12 protein-coding genes are annotated in these 16,812 nt (G+C 64.4%); 6 read left to right on the forward strand and 6 right to left on the reverse strand.

All coding sequences use genetic code 11. The features are described 5' to 3' along the window. Positions 1 to 653 precede the first annotated feature (653 nt). The 3 genes from aspS to KA354_21290 all read left to right on the forward strand — a co-directional run bounded on the left by aspS (position 654) and on the right by KA354_21290 (position 4,416). Positions 654 to 2,477, forward strand: coding sequence for an aspartate--tRNA ligase (gene aspS, locus KA354_21280; GenBank protein ID MBP7937185.1), 1,824 nt, complete (start codon positions 654 to 656; stop codon positions 2,475 to 2,477). 385 nt (positions 2,478 to 2,862) lie between these two features. Further along, complete coding sequence (locus KA354_21285) at positions 2,863 to 3,654, forward strand: MotA/TolQ/ExbB proton channel family protein (protein MBP7937186.1); 792 nt, start codon at positions 2,863 to 2,865, stop codon at positions 3,652 to 3,654. Positions 3,655 to 3,657: 3 nt separating this feature from the next. Beyond that, positions 3,658 to 4,416, forward strand: coding sequence for an OmpA family protein (locus KA354_21290; GenBank protein ID MBP7937187.1), 759 nt, complete (start codon positions 3,658 to 3,660; stop codon positions 4,414 to 4,416). 41 nt (positions 4,417 to 4,457) lie between these two features. Here the strand turns inward: KA354_21290 and KA354_21295 are convergent, their stop codons facing one another. The 5 genes from KA354_21295 to ilvB form a co-directional block, all read right to left on the reverse strand. Beyond that, complete coding sequence (locus tag KA354_21295) at positions 4,458 to 4,832, reverse strand: zf-TFIIB domain-containing protein (protein ID MBP7937188.1); 375 nt, start codon at positions 4,830 to 4,832, stop codon at positions 4,458 to 4,460. 59 nt (positions 4,833 to 4,891) lie between these two features. Continuing rightward, a complete protein-coding gene (gene xylB, locus KA354_21300; GenBank protein MBP7937189.1) occupies positions 4,892 to 6,427 on the reverse strand; it encodes a xylulokinase in 1,536 nt (511 codons plus the stop codon). A gap of 208 nt (positions 6,428 to 6,635) precedes the next feature. Further along, entirely contained in the window at positions 6,636 to 7,220 is a 585-nt protein-coding gene (gene ilvN / locus KA354_21305) for an acetolactate synthase small subunit (GenBank protein ID MBP7937190.1), read from the reverse strand. A gap of 101 nt (positions 7,221 to 7,321) precedes the next feature. Then, positions 7,322 to 8,086: a DUF502 domain-containing protein gene (locus tag KA354_21310; GenBank protein MBP7937191.1), complete on the reverse strand. Its 765-nt coding sequence runs from the start codon at positions 8,084 to 8,086 to the stop codon at positions 7,322 to 7,324. A gap of 87 nt (positions 8,087 to 8,173) precedes the next feature. Next, the gene (ilvB, locus tag KA354_21315; GenBank protein MBP7937192.1) at positions 8,174 to 9,943 is read right to left on the reverse strand and encodes a biosynthetic-type acetolactate synthase large subunit; all 1,770 of its coding nucleotides are present in this window, start codon (positions 9,941 to 9,943) and stop codon (positions 8,174 to 8,176) included. 435 nt (positions 9,944 to 10,378) lie between these two features. On the opposite strand from ilvB, the gene KA354_21320 reads away from it, so the two are divergent. Beyond that, positions 10,379 to 11,299 carry a polyprenyl synthetase family protein gene (locus tag KA354_21320; protein MBP7937193.1) on the forward strand — a complete coding sequence of 307 codons (921 nt, stop codon included), beginning with the start codon at positions 10,379 to 10,381 and terminating at the stop codon, positions 11,297 to 11,299. 81 nt (positions 11,300 to 11,380) lie between these two features. Further along, positions 11,381 to 13,336 (forward strand): 1-deoxy-D-xylulose-5-phosphate synthase, encoded by a 1,956-nt coding sequence (locus tag KA354_21325; GenBank protein ID MBP7937194.1) that lies wholly within the window; start codon positions 11,381 to 11,383, stop codon positions 13,334 to 13,336. A 47-nt stretch (positions 13,337 to 13,383) separates the two neighbouring features. On the opposite strand, the gene KA354_21330 is transcribed toward KA354_21325, so the two are convergent. Then, positions 13,384 to 15,840: a hypothetical protein gene (locus tag KA354_21330; GenBank protein ID MBP7937195.1), complete on the reverse strand. Its 2,457-nt coding sequence runs from the start codon at positions 15,838 to 15,840 to the stop codon at positions 13,384 to 13,386. 346 nt (positions 15,841 to 16,186) lie between these two features. Here KA354_21330 and KA354_21335 point away from each other — a divergent pair, with 346 nt between their 5' ends. Then, a complete protein-coding gene (locus KA354_21335; protein ID MBP7937196.1) occupies positions 16,187 to 16,723 on the forward strand; it encodes a hypothetical protein in 537 nt (178 codons plus the stop codon). The last annotated feature ends 89 nt before the right edge of the window (positions 16,724 to 16,812 follow it).

The raw sequence follows: 16,812 nt of genomic DNA on the forward strand, positions 1-16,812 counted from the left end.
CTTCAAGAGGGTAGGTTTCCACTACATCGCCGAAAACGCCATCCAACCCCGCTGATCGCCCGGAGAACGCGGATGCCAACCCGAAGATCTTTTCAAAATCGCAGTTGTTCAGTAACTTGGGCTAGCGTCGCGGGGCAGACTGCTCGCCCCTGGCGGCCACGGCGGAGGAACTCATAGGCTCCTACGGACGGTTTAAGAGGACAACAGGAAGTACATGCCAGGCGGTCAGCCGCGCCTCAGGGCCGAGGCGCACTGTCTGCCAGTCCTGCCGGCTGCGGATCGCTCGGCCCGGGCGGGCGATCTGTTCGCCCATTTCACGCCCCAGCGGTATTGAACTGGGACGCGGAAGTGGATAGGATGGGTGCCATGGATAGCTCCAGGACTGCTCTTCGAAGGAGGATCATCGGCGGCCGGGCGGCGCTGCTCTGCGGCGTCTCATCCCGCCGCCGGGGCAATGGTCTCTGCTCTTTTCCCCGCATCTGACCCCCCTGCCGGACGGCCGGACCACTGGTTCGCCGGCCGGACATGACGTACACTGACCGATTCTAAGTCGTTCTGAAGGAACAATGGCCGTTCCTCGGCACCCTGGTGGGTCCTGGGATCCTCGGGACTCACCGGGCGAACCGGGCGAGCGCGAGCAGCATACGAGGAGAATGACCGTGGCGATTGCGTACAACAAGCGGAGCTGTGATTGTGGTACCCTCCGAGCCGGCGATGTCGGCAAGGAAGTCATCCTGGCGGGCTGGGTCAACAACTACCGCGACCACGGCGAGAACCTGGTGTTCATCGACCTCCGCGACCGGGGGGGGCTCACCCAGTGCCGTTTCAACGTGGACACCGACCCGGTGGCCACCCGGCTGGCCCGGACGCTCCGCAAGGAGGACGTGATCGCCGTCCGCGGCGAGGTCATCAGCCGGGGCGACAACGTGAATCCCAAGCTGCCGACCGGCGAGATCGAGGTCAGCGTCCACGAGGTTGATCTGCTCAGCAAGTCGCTCACTCCGCCGTTCGAGGTGGCCGAGCACGTTGAAGCCAACGAGGACCTGCGACTCAAGTACCGGTTTCTCGACCTGCGCCGCGGGCCGATGCAGCGGGCGATCATGACCCGCCATAAGGTCCTCCAGGCCTTCCGCGAGTTCTACTATCGCGAGGCGTTCCTCGAAGTCGAGACGCCGATCCTGACCAAGTCGACGCCCGAAGGAGCTCGCGACTACCTCGTGCCCTCGCGGGTGTTCCCCGGCTCGTTCTACGCCCTGCCGCAATCGCCACAGCTCTTCAAGCAACTGCTGATGATCAGCGGCTTCGATCGCTACATGCAGATCGCCCGCTGTTTCCGTGACGAGGACCTCCGCGCCGACCGCCAGCCGGAGTTCACCCAGGTCGACCTGGAAATGGCCTTCGTGGATGTGGACAACGTGCTCGACGTGGTCGAGCGGTCGCTGGCTTACGTGTGGAAAGCCGTCCTGGGCGTTGAAGTACCCGTCCCGTTCCGGAGAATGAGCTACGATGATGCGATGCGCGACTACGGCAGCGACAAGCCCGATCTGCGCTATGGCATGAAGCTGGTCGACGTGACCGAGGTCGCCCGCAAGAGCGAGTTCAAGGTCTTCACCGACACCGTAGCCAAGGGCGGTGTGGTCAAGGCGATCTGTCTGCCCGGCGGCGCGGACATGACCCGCAAGGAAAGCGACGGACTGACCACGGAGATTCAGGGCGTCGGCGCCGGCGGGCTGCCGCTATGCAAGGTGGTCGAGGAAGGCGGCAAAACCGTGCTCCAGACTGGCATCAGCAAGTTCTTCCCCGGCGACACCGTCGGCCAGCTCGTGACCACCGCCGGAGCGAAACCCGGCGACATGATCTTCTTCGCGGCCGGCCGGTTCTCCGAAGTGTGCAAGTATCTCAACTGGTTGCGGATCACGTTGGCCGACCGACGGAAGATGATCCCCGAGGATCAATGGGAGTTCCTCTGGATCGTTGACATGCCTGCGTTCGAATACAGCGAGGAAGACAAGAAATGGGTGTTCATGCACCATCCGTTCACCATGCCGCACGACGAGGATCTCGATCGGCTGGAGAGCGACCCGGGCTCGGTGCGAGCCAAGTGCTATGACTCGGTGCTCAACGGCGTCGAGCTGGGCAGCGGCTCGATCCGTATCCACCGTCAGGACGTGCAGAGTCGCATCTTTCGGATGCTCGGCCTGAGCGACGAACAAGCCATGGCCAAGTTCTCGCATCTCCTGAATGCGCTGCAATACGGCGCTCCGCCGCATGGCGGCCTGGCCCTGGGTCTCGATCGCATGGCCATGCTCCTGTCAGGCTCGACCAGTATTCGCGACGTGACCGCATTCCCGAAGACGCAGAAGGCCTTCTGCCCGCTGACCGAGTGTCCCGGCGACGTCGACCAGAAGCAGCTCGACGAACTGGGCGTTGATCTGAACGCGGCCACCAAGGCACGGCGCAGGGAACGAGGAGCCTGACCGCTTCGGGATCGGCGATCGAACGGCCCATAACTTGAACGGGGTCGACCGCTCCTCTTGCGGGACGGACCTCGATGGTCATGCCGAGGACCTCGCTCCAGGTCTTGAAGGGCGTCTCTGTACCCGTACCACGATCCGGGGGGGGCGGCGCACCGATGGGTGTTATGGGCCACCTGGACCCGCGCCGGGCATGACCGCTCGGAGGATTATCGCCCGGGCCCTTTCGCGCATCCGCTGGCCGCCGATCGCTGGCCGCGCTCTCAGGGTTATCAAACAAAGCCACCGCCCCCGCAGGTCGATATAGCCACGGGATCGCCGCGTCCCTAGGCCTGGTTATTCGGAACATGCCTGGGGCGAGGTCGTCCGGCAGGGGTGCCAACCGCAGATGGATATCGCAACAATCATCGGTGTGATCTTCTCGATCGGTGCCCTCATCTGGGCCATGTACGAGGGAACCCACGGGCACCTTGAAGCCTTCTACTCGACGGAAGGCTTTGTTCTCGTGCTCGGTGGCTCGTTCGCGGCGGTGTGCCTGTCCATGCCTCTCCGGTCGGTACTCGAGGTGGGCGGCTATCTGAAGAACTGGCTTTTCGCCAAAGAGACCCCCATCCACGTCATCATTCAGCAGATTGTCCACTATGCCGAAATCGCCCGTCGTGAAGGGGTACTGGCCCTTGAGACCGAGGTCCAGAAGCAGCAGGATCCGTTCATGAAGAAAGGCCTGCAGCTCTGTGTGGACAGCATGGATGCGGCGGTGATCGAGAAATCGATGCGAATCGAGATCGAGGCCTTGGCCGAGCGCCACAAGAAAGGCAAGAAGTTCTTCGAGTTGATGGGCAAGTACGGCCCGGGTTTCGGGTTGACCGCCACCCTGATCGGCCAGGTGGCCATGTTCCGCAACATGGGCGGCGACTCCGCGGCCATCGGTCAGGCCTTGGCCATCGCCCTGCTGGGAACCCTCTACGGGTGCATCATCTGCAACGTCGTCTGCGGCCCGATTGCCGACAAGCTGGCCATCCGCTCGGCGGACGAGCAGTTCGTCCGGGAGATGATCCTGGTCGGGATCCTGGGGCTGCAGACCGGGGACAATCCCCGCATGGTCCAGATCAAGATGCAGTCGTTCCTGTCCGCTCGCGAGCAGAGGGCTCTCCTGGCCGAGTCGGAAAAGAAGGGCTGATCGATGTCCAAGAAACACCAGCCGGAAGAGCACGGTGAGAGTGCACCGCTGTGGATCGTCAGCTTCGCCGACCTGGTGACGCTGATGCTCAGCTTCTTCGTGATTCTGGCCGCAGCCAATCCCAAGGAGTCCGGGGTGGGCAGCGATCCGGGCCTCGAGGAAATCGCCGCCGCGGTTCGGGCGGCCTTCAGCGACATGAGCCCGGATGCGCTGGAGAACATCAAGCCAACCTCCAAGTTCGAGGACCTGCTCAAGCAGCTCAAGGCCCTGGCACGGCGGAATGAGCCCAAGAACCGCGGCGACAGCAAGGAGGAAGGCATCTACGGCGACCAGTTCCGGGTCCGCCGGGTCCGCGACGGAATGGAAATCACCATGGGCGGGCCCGTGTTTTTCGAGCCCTTCTCCGCCCAGGTCAATTCCAAGACTCTGACCACCATCCAGGAAATTGGCCGGATGCTCAAAGGCCACCGCAACATGATCGAAGTCCGCGGCCACGCAGGGGACGAACCTCGGCCCGCGGACTGGAAGTTCACCGACGCCGTCGAGCTCTCCTATCAGCGGGCCAAGAACGTGGCCGATGAACTGATCAAGCTTGGTGCCAATCCGAAGGCCATTCGGATTACCGCGGCGGGTCCGAACGAACCTGTTGCCCGCGGGCCTGATCAGGCCTCCAAGGTCGGTGAAAACCGACGTGTTGAGATCCTCATCCGCGAGTCGCTCATCGACGACTACAGCAAGCAAGCTGCCACCAAGCCGTACTGAGTGCTGGCAACCTCAACCAGGCGTTCCCCCTGGACTCAGGGTTATCGTGAGGCCGAAGACCACCAGTCCCTGAGGCGTTCGAGGAGGGTGTGCTCCTTGTAGTCTCGGAACTCGCCCGCGTCGAAGAACATGCCGTAACAGACCGCGCAGCCCTCGTAGTGGATATGCGGCTGATCGAGGTCGACCATCTGGATCATTCGAGTCCCGCACTTCGGGCACGAGACGGGGCTTGGCCTTTCGGTGGTCCCTGAAATGCCGGCCTGGCCCTTGTCGATCGCTTCCGAGCCATGAATCATCTTGAGCTTCGGGGCCTCGCCTGCGTCGAACCAAAGGCCGCCGCAGCCGCCGCACCGTTCGACCTCGATCCCGGCGATGACGACCGGCTTCACATCCGCCTGACACTTCGGGCACTTCATGGCGCTCTCCTTCGGCTTCTTCGGCCGGCTCGTCGAGCGGCCGTGAAGAGCCAACGCGATCAGACTTCCGACAAGGCTGCGAACTCGCCGCGCAGGCTCTGGTACAGCGACTGATAAACCGGGTACACCGTGCCATAGACCCGCTGAGCCCTCTTGTTCGGCCTCAGCCTGGTGGTCACCTTGATCACCGCCGAACAAGCCTCGGGCACGCTGGCGTAGACTCCTGTGCCGACCGCGGCCAGCAGGGCTACGCCCAAGGCCCCGCCCTCGCGGGTGTTGATCGTGACCACCTCGGCGTTGTACATGTCTGCCTGGAGCTGCCGCCAGCATTCACTCGCCGCCCCGCCGCCGCTGGCCCGCACCTCACTGACTCTGACGCCGCCAGCCCGCATGAGCTCGACCTGGTCGCGCATGCCGAACGTGATTCCCTCGAGCACGGCGCGGATCATGTGCCCGCGCCGGTGGCGCACGGTCAGGCCGACCCACGCGCCGCGGGCGGTTGGATCGGGATAGGGGCAGCGCTCGCCGGTGAGATACGGCAGGAAAACCAATCCCTCGCAGCCAGGCGCGACGCTTGCCGCCTCCTTGATCATCGTCGGATAGAGTTGGCCCGGGTCCTTCTTCCGTGATCGCAGGGCCTTCACCTCGTTGGCCCAGAGCGTATCCCGCAGCCACTGCAGACTGCCGCCGGCCGAGAGCATGCAGCCGAACACGCACCACTTGCCCGGCACCGCGTGACAGAACGATTGGAGGTTGCCGCGCTCGTTGGGCACCGGGGCGTCCGCGTGTGCGAAAACCACGCCACTGGTTCCCATGGTGGCCGAGACGATACCCGCTCGGACAATGCCGTTGCCGACCGCACCGGCCGGCTGGTCACCCGCCCCACCGACGACCGGCGTACCGACCTTGAGTCCGGTCAATCTGGCCGCTGCCGCGGAAACGCGACCACTGATTTCGGTGGATTCGTGCACCGGGGGCATCAGATCGCCGTCGATGCTCAGGCGGCTGAGCAAGTCCGTGTGCCAGGCTCGCTTCTTCACGTCGAGCAACAGCGTGCCGGCCGCATCACTGACCTCGCTCGCGTATTCCCCGGTCAGACACAGTCGGATGTAGTCCTTGGGCAGAAGGACCTTGTACGTCTTGGCATAGACCCGGGGATCGTTCCTGCGTACCCAGAGGATCTTCGGGGCGGTGAAGCCGGTCAGGGCGACGTTCGAGACCATGCTGATGAGTTTCTTGCGCCCGCCGGCCAACTCCTCGATCTGGGTGCACTCCCGGGCGGTCCGCTGGTCGTTCCACAGCAGGGCCCGGCGCAGGGGCTTGCCCGCCTTGTCCACAAACACACTGCCGTGCATCTGGCCGGAAAGCCCGATCGCGGTGATGTCGCCGGGCTTCCTCCTGGCCCTTCTGCAGGCCTCGGCGATGCCCTTGATGGAAGCTCGCCACCAGTCTTCCGGCTCCTGCTCCGACCAGCCCGGTCTGGGAGCGTAGACCGGGTACTCCACGCCGGCGGTGGCCAGTACCCGCCCCGCGGCCGTGCACAGCAGTGTCTTGGTCGCCGAAGTCCCGATATCAATGCCGCACAGAAGCGCCATGCCTGTTGCCCTCGCCAGCCTGGGAATGGAGCCGTTACGCCACCGACCGGAGAGTATAGCCGAGCCGGGTTTCTTTGCGAGAAGGCTGCCGGGGCGATCCGGACGCCGGCGACCGACGATTATCCGGGGGGCCGGCGCTGACCCTGGCCCTCGCCGTCCGGCACTGGAGTCTTGGCCCATGGCCGGCAGGGCGGGGCCGACTCTGCACTCAGCTTGGCGGCAGGGCCGCGATCGGACCGGGGGTGCTGGGCTTGGCCTTGCGCTCGCGCGATTTCCGCGGCGTCGCGGGGCCATGAACCGGCTCGGCGATCTGCTGGCTTGCCCGGGGGACGGCGATCACGCCGGTCCGAGAGAGGGCCTTGATTCCGTATGGCCGGCAGAGCTCGATGAATGCCTCGATCTTGTCCTCCGGCCCGGTCAGCTGAATGACCACCGAGCGTGGGGCCACGTCGACGATGCAGCCGCGAAAGACCTCGGTGATCTGGCGCAACTCCACCCGCTTCTCCGGCGGGCAGTGCACCTGGATCAGCAGCAGATCGCGTTCCACCACCACCTGTTCGCTCAGGTCGCGGACCTTGACCACGGTGACGATCTTGCCCAGCTGCTTGCGGATCTGCTCCAAGGTCAGGTCGTCGCCGACCGACGCGATGACCATGCGCGACAGGCTCGGGTCCTCAGTCCGGCCGACGACCAGCGAGTCGATGTTGAAACCGCGAGCGGCGAACATGCCCGCGATGTGGGCCAGCACGCCGGGTTGATTCTGCACCAGCACCGTCAGGATATGCTTCTTCATTTGTCCTTGTCCTGTGTCTTCTCTCGATCAAGTTCACTCAGAGGGTGAACCTCGTGCTTGTCTTTGGCCAGCCTCGGCCACTGGCCGAGACAACGATTCTGCTACCGGGCGGTCTTGCCCGCCTTGGCCGGCGGGGGCTTGGCGTGTTCGCCGGGACTCTCATCCCAGCGCACCGGATGCAGCTGGTCGAACGGCAGCGAGTCAGGATGGATGATGCCACCCGACATGATCCACTTGACGGCCTCCTCGACGGTCCAGTTGGTCTCCGACACCTGCTCGAGAGGCACAATCTGCATGTACCCGGCGGTCACATACGGGGTGTAGGGGACGAGCAGGCTGGCCACCCGGCGCCCGGTGTTCCGATCGGTCATCACCGAAGTCAGGAAGGCCACCCGCTTGTAGCCCGGGGCGGGAAAATCGAAGAGTACCACGCGCTGGAACTCCATCGACTGGAAACCGCCGATTGCGACCACGATCTGCTTGATCGATTTGTAGACCGTCTTGATCAGGGGCAGCCGCTCGAAGACGCCTTCGACGGCCTTGATGATCCGCCGCCCGAAGACGTTTGCGGTGAACAAGCCGAGAAGGTACAGCAGGAACAGCGTGAGCAGGACCGCCAGTAAAGGCACGATCCAGTCCACGTGCTCCCGCACCTTCTCCGGAACCAACTCATGGTTGGCTTCGATCATGTGCTTCGCCACCCGTTGGGCGATAGGCTCGGTGGCCGACTTCATCGTGTCGAACACGAACTTGACCACCACCCACGTCACCCAGATGGGGATGACGGTGAGCACGCCGGCCACGATCCGGGTGCGGAGCAGCGCACGGACAGCCGGCCACAGCCGGCGCGGCGGTGCGTAGGGCATGACTTGCGGGGCCGCCGGCTCTGGCGGAGGCGAAGGTAACGGCGCAGATTGTCCGGGGTCGTTCGACACGTCAGGTGGTCCCGATCACTAGGCCATGCCGCCCATGTTCATCTCGTGGAGACTCTTGCCCACGGCGACCATGGGATAGACATTCTCCTCCGGGGCAACGTGCACGTCCATAACCACCGGGCCGGGCGTGCCCAACATCTGGCGGATGGCGTCGGGCACGTGCTTGGGGTCGCGAACGTCGATTCCCGTGCAGCCGAAGGCCTCGGCCACCCGGGCAAAACTCGGATTGGTCATCACCGTGGCCATGTAACGCTTCCCGTAGAACAGTTCCTGCCATTGCCGGACCATGCCCTGGAAGTCGTTGTTCAGAATGACCACCTTGACCGGAATCCTGTACTCCGCGACCGTCGCCAACTCGTTGCAGGTCATGAGAAAACTGCCGTCGCCATCGATGTCGATGACCGGCCTGTCCGGCCGCCCGACCGCCGCCCCGACCGCCGCCGGGAAGCCGTAGCCCATCGTACCCAACCCGCCCGAGGTGATCATCTGCCGCGGCCACCGCCAGCGGTAGAACTGAGCCGACCACATCTGGTGCTGACCCACTCCGGTGGTAATGATCGCGCTGCTATCGGTGATCCTGCTGATCTGCTCAATGACGTACTGCGGCAGTATCTCGCGATCTTCCTGCTGCTTGTAGCTGAACGGGTATTGCCGTTTCCAGGTTGCGATCTGTTCAAACCAGGCGGCCCGCTCGCGGTGCTCGATCAACGGGAGCATTTCGGCCAGCACCGCCTTGGCGTCGCCCACGACGGGAATATCGACGTCCACGTTCTTGCTGATGCTCGACGGATCGACGTCGATGTGAATGATCTTGGCGTAGGGTGCAAAGGTCTCCAGGTTGCCGGTCACCCGGTCGTCGAACCGGGCCCCGACGGCGATGAGCAGGTCGCTCGACTGAACCGCGTAGTTGGCGTACGCGCTGCCGTGCATGCCCAGCATGTGCAGGGCGAGGTGGTCGTCGGCCACTTCGTCGATGGCGCCCATGCCCAGCAGCGTCGTAGTCACCGGGATGTTGCCCTTGCGGGCGATCTGCCGAAGCTCTTCGGCGCCGTTGGCCGAAATGACCCCTCCACCCACATAGAGAACCGGCCGCTCCGCCGCGTTGATCGCCTCGGCGGCCAGCCGAATCTGACGTGGATTGCCGGTCGCCCGCGGACGATATCCGGGAAGATCCACCCCCGCTTCGGCGCTCACCTCACCCAGGCCCACCTGGACGTCCTTGGGAACATCCACCAGTACCGGGCCGGGCCGGCCGGTCCGGGCAATGTAGTACGCCTCCCGAATCACGCGCTGCAGATCCTCGACTCTCTTGACGAGCACGTTGTGCTTGGTCACCGGGCGAGTCACGCCGACGACGTCCGCCTCCTGAAAGGCGTCGTTGCCGATTGCGGCCGTCGCCACCTGCCCGGTGATGGCCACCATGGGAATCGAATCCATGTAGGCCGTGCCGAGCGCCGTGGTGAGATTAGTGGCCCCGGGCCCACTGGTCACAATCGTGGTGCCCACCTTGCCCGTGGCCCGGGAGTAGCCGTCGGCCATGTGGCCCGCGCCCTGCTCACACCGCGTCAGGTAGAACTTCAGCGGCTTGGTGTACAGCGCGTCGAAAGTCGGCAGGATAGCCCCGCCCGGGTAGCCGAAGGCCGTTTCGACACCCTGCTCGGCCAGGACATCACACAGCAGCTCGGCACCACACTTCCGGACGGGCGTGACCGGGGGCGCCTGCGGGATTGCCGGAGTTGGATGGGGGGGTGAATGCGCCGAAGACGGCGCTTGTGGTGCGGTGGCCATGGTTTTCTCCTTTCCAATAGGTTATCCATGGATGGCCCGCTGCGAGGCCGCACATCGCAGCGGTCGAGCCCAACCGGCTTTCGTTCCGGCCCCGCCCACTCGCCGCACCATGCGGAAAATGGCCAGGAGGCTCATTATGTGTGCCCCGACAAGTCCCTGCGAGGCCCCGGCGTCTCGCCGGTCATCCTGCAGGATCCGGGACACCTCTTCGCGTCGCGCGGGTCCAGGCCGGTACGGGTCGGACGCCGGCAACGACGACGCCATTATAGCCCCAAGGGTCGCCACCACCAAAGACCTCGGTCTGGACGGGGCCCGTGGCCAAAGGTCCGACGGGCAGGAGCGAGTGTGGACTTGGGCGCCAACAGGGTATAATAGCCTCCTTCGCCCGCGGGGTAAGCCACCTGGTCCGTAGGCACTTGAGACGGGCTGTGCATGATGAGCAAAGCGCCGACGCACAACACACTGTTAGAGAACGAGATACGGATCGATCAGCGTCTGGCCGCATGGGCCCGGACTTTCGAGGTTACCGTAGAACAGATGCTTAAACCCCCAAAAGCGGTTCCCCAAGTCCTGGCCCAGGCCATGCAGTATTCTGTCCAAGGGGGCGGCAAGCGGGTCCGGGCCTACATCGTGACGCGGGTCTGTGAGCTGTGCGGCGGGACGGCCAAGGCGGCGGCCCCGGCCGCGGTTGCCTTGGAATGCGTTCACGCCTTCTCTCTGGTACACGATGACCTGCCCGCCATGGACGATGACGACCTGCGTCGGGGACGGCCGACCTGCCACAAGGCGTTTGGCGAGGCGGTGGCCATCCTGGCCGGCGATGCCCTGCTGGCCTTGGCGTTCGAACTGCTGACTGACCGAATGACGGATCCTCGTCTGGCAGTTGCGGCGGTGCTGGAGCTTGCTCGGGGAACTGGGTGGGCGGGCATGATCGGCGGGCAGACGACGGACATTCTGAGCGAGGGGGACGAACCCTCCCTGGTCGTCGTGGAGCATATCCACCGATACAAGACTGCCCGCCTGTTGGAGACGGCCGGACGGCTCGGGGCGATCAGCGCTGCCGCCGGCCCCGGTCCACTGGCGGCCGCCGCGGTTTACGGGGATCAACTGGGCCGAGCGTTCCAGATTGCCGACGATTTACTGGACGTCACCGGTGATGCCGCGACCCTGGGCAAGGCGGTTGCCAAGGATGCTGAGGCGGGCAAGCAGACCTACCCGGCGGCGGTGGGCATCGAGGCCAGTCGGAAGGCGGCTGGCGAAGCCTGCGACCGGGCGATCGAGGCGCTCAACATCTTCGGACCTGCGGCGGACGACCTGCGGGCCCTGGCCCGGTTCGTGATCGAGAGGAACCACTAGAATGACTGATGGCCACAAACTACCGGCTCTGGGCGTCGTACTAAGATGACGTCGTCATTCAAGAGGCAGGAACCAGACCGAATGAAACTGCTGGATAAGATCCGCCACCCGCGCGACTTGCGCCAACTCTCCGTCGATCAGCTCAAGGAATTGGCCGGCGAGATCCGCGAACGCATCATTCAGGTCGTCGGCAACAACGGCGGCCACTTGGCCAGCAACCTGGGCGTCACCGAGCTAACCATTGCCCTGCACTACTGCTTCGACTTCGAGAAGGATCACCTTCTCTGGGACGTCGGGCATCAGTGCTATCCGCACAAGCTACTCACCGGCCGCAACGAGCACTTCGAGACGCTGCGCAAGTCGGGCGGCGTCAGCGGTTTTCCGAATCCGGAGGAGAGCCCCTTTGATGTGTTCAAGGTCGGGCACGCGGGCACGGCCATTGCCACCGCCCTGGGTTTGGCCCTGGCGGATCAGTCCTTCAAGCGCGACGCCCGGACTGTCGCCCTGGTCGGCGACGCGAGCATCGTGAACGGACTGGCCTTCGAAGGACTCAACCAGGCGGGCATTCTTAACCGGCAGTTCCTGGTCGTGCTGAACGACAACAGTTGGGGCATCGCTCCGACGCAGGGGGCCATGGCCGCGCATCTGGCTAAGCTCCGAACGAGCTCTCTGTACGAGGAAGTGAAGCAACGGGCCAAGAGCGTTCTGCCGCGTCTGCCGATTGTCGGCCGGCAGGTCGTCGGCGCCCTCGAGGCCATTCGCGACGGTGTCAAGGCCACGGTTTCACCGCACCAGATCTTCGAACAGATGGGCTTCATGTACGTCGGCCCAGTCGAAGGCCACGACATCGCCCACCTGATCGAGTTGATCCAGATGCTCGGCAACGTCCAGCACCCGGTTCTTCTGCACGTGCACACCAACAAGGGCCAGGGGGCCGATTTTGCCCGGGCCGAGCCTGGCCGCTTTCATTCGCCGCGTCCCTTCTACATTGAGGCGGGAAAGGTCACGATTCAGAAGGGCTCCGGCAAGAGCTGGACCGCCGCGTTCAGCGACGCCATCACCGACCTCGGTGGCCGCGATGCGCGAATCACCGCCCTGACCGCGGGAATGCCGGACGGCACCGGCCTGGACAAGTTCGCCAAGGCCTTTCCGGGCCGCTATTACGACGTCGGCATTGCCGAGAGCGCCGCGGTGGACATCGCCGCAGGCATGGCCAAAGCGGGGCTGCGACCCGTGGTCGCGATTTACTCGACATTCCTCCAGCGAGCGTTCGATCAGATCTTCCAGGAAGTTGTGCTGCAGGACCTCCCGGTGGTGTTCTGCATGGACCGGGCCGGGCTGGTCGGCGGCGACGGAGCCGTGCACCACGGGTTCCTGGACATCAGCTATCTCCGTGGTCTACCGAACATGGTTCTCATGGCCCCGGCGGACGAGGCCGAGCTCCAGCAGGCCCTGAGGTTCGCGGTCGATTGCGGCCGGCCGTGCGCGATTCGCTATCCGCGGGCCGACGTTCCCGAGCCGATGGGCGAGGCCCCGCCGTTCGAGATGAGCCGGAGCCGGCTCATACACCCCGGTCGCGACGCGACGATTCTGGCGTACGGCGCGACCGTAAGCCACGCCCTGGATGCGGCTGAACTCCTGGCGGCCGACCATCTCTCCGTCCGCGTGATCAATGCTCGATTTGCCAAGCCGATCGACCGGCAGATGGTCACCAGCGTCCTGCGGACCGGCCACCCGGTCCTGACCATCGAGGAGCACAGTGTCGTGGGCGGTTTTGGATCGGCCCTTCTCGAGGCCGGCATGGAAATGCATCTGCCGGCCCAGCAGGTGACCTGCCTGGGCATCCCCGCCGACCGGTTCATTCCTCAGGGCCCGCGGGCCGCCCAGTTGGCCGAATGCGGCCTGGATGCGGCCGGCATCGCCGCCGCGGTTCAACAGGCGATGGAGAGACGGCTGATCCCCGGCTTGCGAATGAGCGTAGAGCGACCCACCGGCGAGCCGACTGGCTCCGCCTGGACCAAGAAACAGCGGGCATGATGGCGGGTTGTCCGCGCCGCTCGCTTCAACAAATCGAGCTCCTGCGGTCAAAGCGGCCCGACCTCGGCAACGACGCTGACCTGACCTGTCCACCCCTTGATGGTCAGCCATTCGCCGCCGCGCACTTCGACGGGTTGGCCGCTGGCGGTGGCCGTCTTCACGCTCAGGCCGCCGGGAAGCCGAAGCCGGAGTCGAACGGCTGTCTCTGCGATCCTCGGTGGCAGGCTCAGATCGAGGCTCACCGTCTGATGCTCAATGTCGGAGGTGCTTCTCAGTGAGACGGGACCGTACCAGGTCGGAGCCTCGCGGATGGTGATGGTCTCGCCCTGGGTGAACCAGGCCCGCGGCACACCCTGCAGCAGATACAACGTGGCGTCGCGCTCCTGAATGAGCATGGCACGGAACATGCGGACGAGACTGCCGATCGAATGGATATGGGGCTGGGTGTTGTCGCCCCACTCGGTGGTTGTGAAGGTGCCGTGCGAGATTCCCGCCGCCAAAGCGGTGTAGAACACGCGGAGGAACTCCTCGACCTGGCCACGCTCCAGCAGGACCAGGGCGAGGTCCTGGGAGTAGAACGCCGAGCCGTGGTTCAGCGTCGGGGGCTCGGTTCCGGCGACGACCTGCTCGTAGCTGCCCTGGTGCACGCGATCGACGATCCATCGGATGGTGTGATCGATCAACTCGTGATCCGGCGGAACGACGCCGCCCGTGCTGCAGGAGTATGCCAGGTTGACCGGCCCGACGATGTCGTGGAAGTAGCGCTGCTGGAACTGCGGGGCACTCAGCACCCAGGGGACGTACCATGGATCCTGCGACTTGTCGGTGAGGTGGTTCACGGCTCTGATGATGTCCCTGCGGTAGAGTTCCGCTTCGCCGATCAGGCGAGCCGCCTCTGGGTAGTGCCAGTCCTGCAGAAGGCGGGCCGCCGAATACAGACCAACGAAACTGATCGCGTCGGTGTAGGTGAAGTAGCCGGCCTCGGCCACGTCGCCATCTGCCGGCAGGTCACAGACGAACTTGCCGTAGAGCAGACCCTTACACGGGTTGTCCGGCTTCTCGGCCGAGAAGCGGCGCTCGCGGATGATCCATTCGCAGCCGTCGAGAATCTGCTTCTTGTGCTTCTCCACCCAGCCCCGATCGTTCGTCAGGCGGGCGTGCTCGGCGATCGCCCAGAGTGCCCAGCCGTTGCAGCTCGCCCACGAGGCGGGGCTGCCGTCGCGGTTGATGTTGGTGACATCGGTGAAGCAGCCCTGTCGCGTGCGCATGCCGCCGGGCTTGCGCGTACCCTGGCGCTGAAAGATGGTATCGAAAAGCTGCTCGGCCGTCCGATGATCGCCGACGAGATCCAGCGTGTAGATCCAACTGACGCTCGGATTATCCCACTGGCAGCGGTAGATGACCGAATCATAGACGATGTACCGGCCGTCCCATCGCTTGGTTAGGATCAGGCCATCGAGCAGCGCCTTGCGGTAAATGTCGTTGAGGGCCGCGTCCGGAGTCTCGAAGGGCATGCGCTGGGCGGCCAGCTGCTGCCAGATCGCCATCGCTTTCCGGTATCCCCGGTTGAAGGATCGCTCGGTGAGTTCCTTGGCGGCCACCGGGGGCGGCTCCGGTGTAACCGCCCAGTTGATGTTCTGGCCAGGGTCGACGATGCGATGAACCAGCACCCGAGTCTTCGCCCCCGGGCCGAGTCGGCCGGTAATCACCAGGGCGTTGAACACCCCGCTGCGGCGGTCCAGAAACCTGACCGACTCGTCTCCGGCCGCAGGCTCGGCATCATGCGGGAACACGGGGGCAAACTTGACCTGGAAGCCATCCTGGCCGCGAGCGGCGAAGAGAGCGTTTTCGCCCGCGAATACCGCACCCCCCTTCCAGGTCAGGCCGGGGCGCAGGTCCTTCTCATCACCCGTGTAGAACGTCAGGAGGGTTACATCCTGATCCTGCCGGCCGGTGTTCACGATGTCCACCGCTGCCCATGCGAGTGTTCGTTGGTTGTCGGCGGAGAACTCCGCGACCCGCAGCGGCTCGGCGAAAGTGGTCTGGGTCAAGCTCAGATCGCCAGGTTGCCAGTCGGTGACCACCATCGGCAGGAAGCCCTGCACCGCCCGCTGACGTATCGGTGCGGCCGCTCCGAAGGGAAGCACCCGGCCGTGCTCGAACAGGGCGAAGCTCACGGCACGCTTGATGTATCGGTCGCTTACGCCGGGCAGAAGTCGGGGCATGATACCCTGGACGGCCATGTCCGGAACCGCGGCGGCGAAAAGCTGGCCGTTGGCGCTGACCGCGGCATCGCCGGGGTCGGCCGGCGGTCCGATCAGCGTGAACATGTTGGGATCGGGGTACTGCCGGGCATACCACTCGTAACTCGCCTCCCGACCGGCGGGCGGCGGAGTCCCGGGCCGCGGGCGCTCAGAAGTATTCTCAGCGATCACCGCCCGGCCAATGCAGGCAGCCAGCAGAGACAACCACATGACTGAGCGGCAAGATCGGTTCGTGGGCATGGACACACCTCAACGCCGGGTATCGGCAGCTTGAGCGACACTCCAATACACGACGGCAGTGTACCGCGCTCGAGTGACCTTGTCCGAACAGCTCCCCTCTGGTCACGGCTCATCTCCATCTCCACCAATGTCGTCTCCGTCGGTTCCTTGACGGACCGCAGCCTCGATCGTAGGATTCCTGGTACACGTTGAGCGGGTTGCCGCCAACAGACGCACGCGTGACGATTACGCACTTCACGGCAAGCGGACACGACCGTCTTGGTGGCAGGTGAGAACGAGAGGTCACTTCTCAGCCCATCTCACGTAACTCCGATCACAAAGAGCGTCTGCGGGAGAATGTGGATTGATGGTTGCCGAGGAAAACAAACCCTTACCTCTCATTGGAGAGGTTCTTCTGGCCAAAGGCTTGATCACGCCCGAGACCCTCAAAACGGCGCTTGCGATGCAGTCAGAGGGCAAGGGGAGGCTCGGAGCGATCCTCCACCAGCTTGGATTCGTCACCCAGCAGGAAATCGACCGGTGTTTCGCCGAACACATCATCACCCCGGTCATCACCCGCGAACTCGACTGTCTGACAGACGGCCGATATCACGGGCTTCAAGGCGCTCGCATCCACTACCGCCGTCTCGTTCGGAGCAGCCTGGTGACCGAGGACCTGCTCAATGCCGCGGCGGAGATGACGCAGATCGTGGCCATCAAGGGCGAAGTTTGGGTCAGCTACCGCGATCAGGCCTCCTTGCCGTTCGAGTTCACCATTGACCCCAGAACAAGCTCGATCACGATCGATCAGCTTCTCCGTGGAGGACTGAAGGTCTGGCTTCGAAGGCTGTGTAGCCCCGGGGCGGGAGGGCAGACAAGCGGAGAGTCTGCCCCGTCACCGTAACTGCGCCCTCCGCGGCTTGTCCTACCAGAACGTACGGACATGAGTATCGCTTGCCTGAAAAGCCCGCCGCCGGTTTGTCCATCCGTCAG

It is taken from the genome of Phycisphaerae bacterium, from assembly GCA_018003015.1.
Lineage (GTDB): Bacteria > Planctomycetota > Phycisphaerae > UBA1845 > PWPN01 > JAGNEZ01.

Bases quoted from the DNA above. Each gene is read 5' to 3' on its own strand.
- aspS (MBP7937185.1), top strand. From the start codon at position 654: ATGACCGTGGCGATTGCGTACAACAAGCGGAGCTGTGATTGTGGTACC.
- KA354_21285 (MBP7937186.1), top strand. From the start codon at position 2,863: ATGGATATCGCAACAATCATCGGTGTGATCTTCTCGATCGGTGCCCTC.
- KA354_21290 (MBP7937187.1), top strand. From the start codon at position 3,658: ATGTCCAAGAAACACCAGCCGGAAGAGCACGGTGAGAGTGCACCGCTG.
- KA354_21295 (MBP7937188.1), bottom strand. From the start codon at position 4,832: ATGAAGTGCCCGAAGTGTCAGGCGGATGTGAAGCCGGTCGTCATCGCC.
- xylB (MBP7937189.1), bottom strand. From the start codon at position 6,427: ATGGCGCTTCTGTGCGGCATTGATATCGGGACTTCGGCGACCAAGACA.
- ilvN (MBP7937190.1), bottom strand. From the start codon at position 7,220: ATGAAGAAGCATATCCTGACGGTGCTGGTGCAGAATCAACCCGGCGTG.
- KA354_21310 (MBP7937191.1), bottom strand. From the start codon at position 8,086: ATGCCCTACGCACCGCCGCGCCGGCTGTGGCCGGCTGTCCGTGCGCTG.
- ilvB (MBP7937192.1), bottom strand. From the start codon at position 9,943: ATGGCCACCGCACCACAAGCGCCGTCTTCGGCGCATTCACCCCCCCAT.
- KA354_21320 (MBP7937193.1), top strand. From the start codon at position 10,379: ATGAGCAAAGCGCCGACGCACAACACACTGTTAGAGAACGAGATACGG.
- KA354_21325 (MBP7937194.1), top strand. From the start codon at position 11,381: ATGAAACTGCTGGATAAGATCCGCCACCCGCGCGACTTGCGCCAACTC.
- KA354_21330 (MBP7937195.1), bottom strand. From the start codon at position 15,840: ATGCCCACGAACCGATCTTGCCGCTCAGTCATGTGGTTGTCTCTGCTG.
- KA354_21335 (MBP7937196.1), top strand. From the start codon at position 16,187: ATGGTTGCCGAGGAAAACAAACCCTTACCTCTCATTGGAGAGGTTCTT.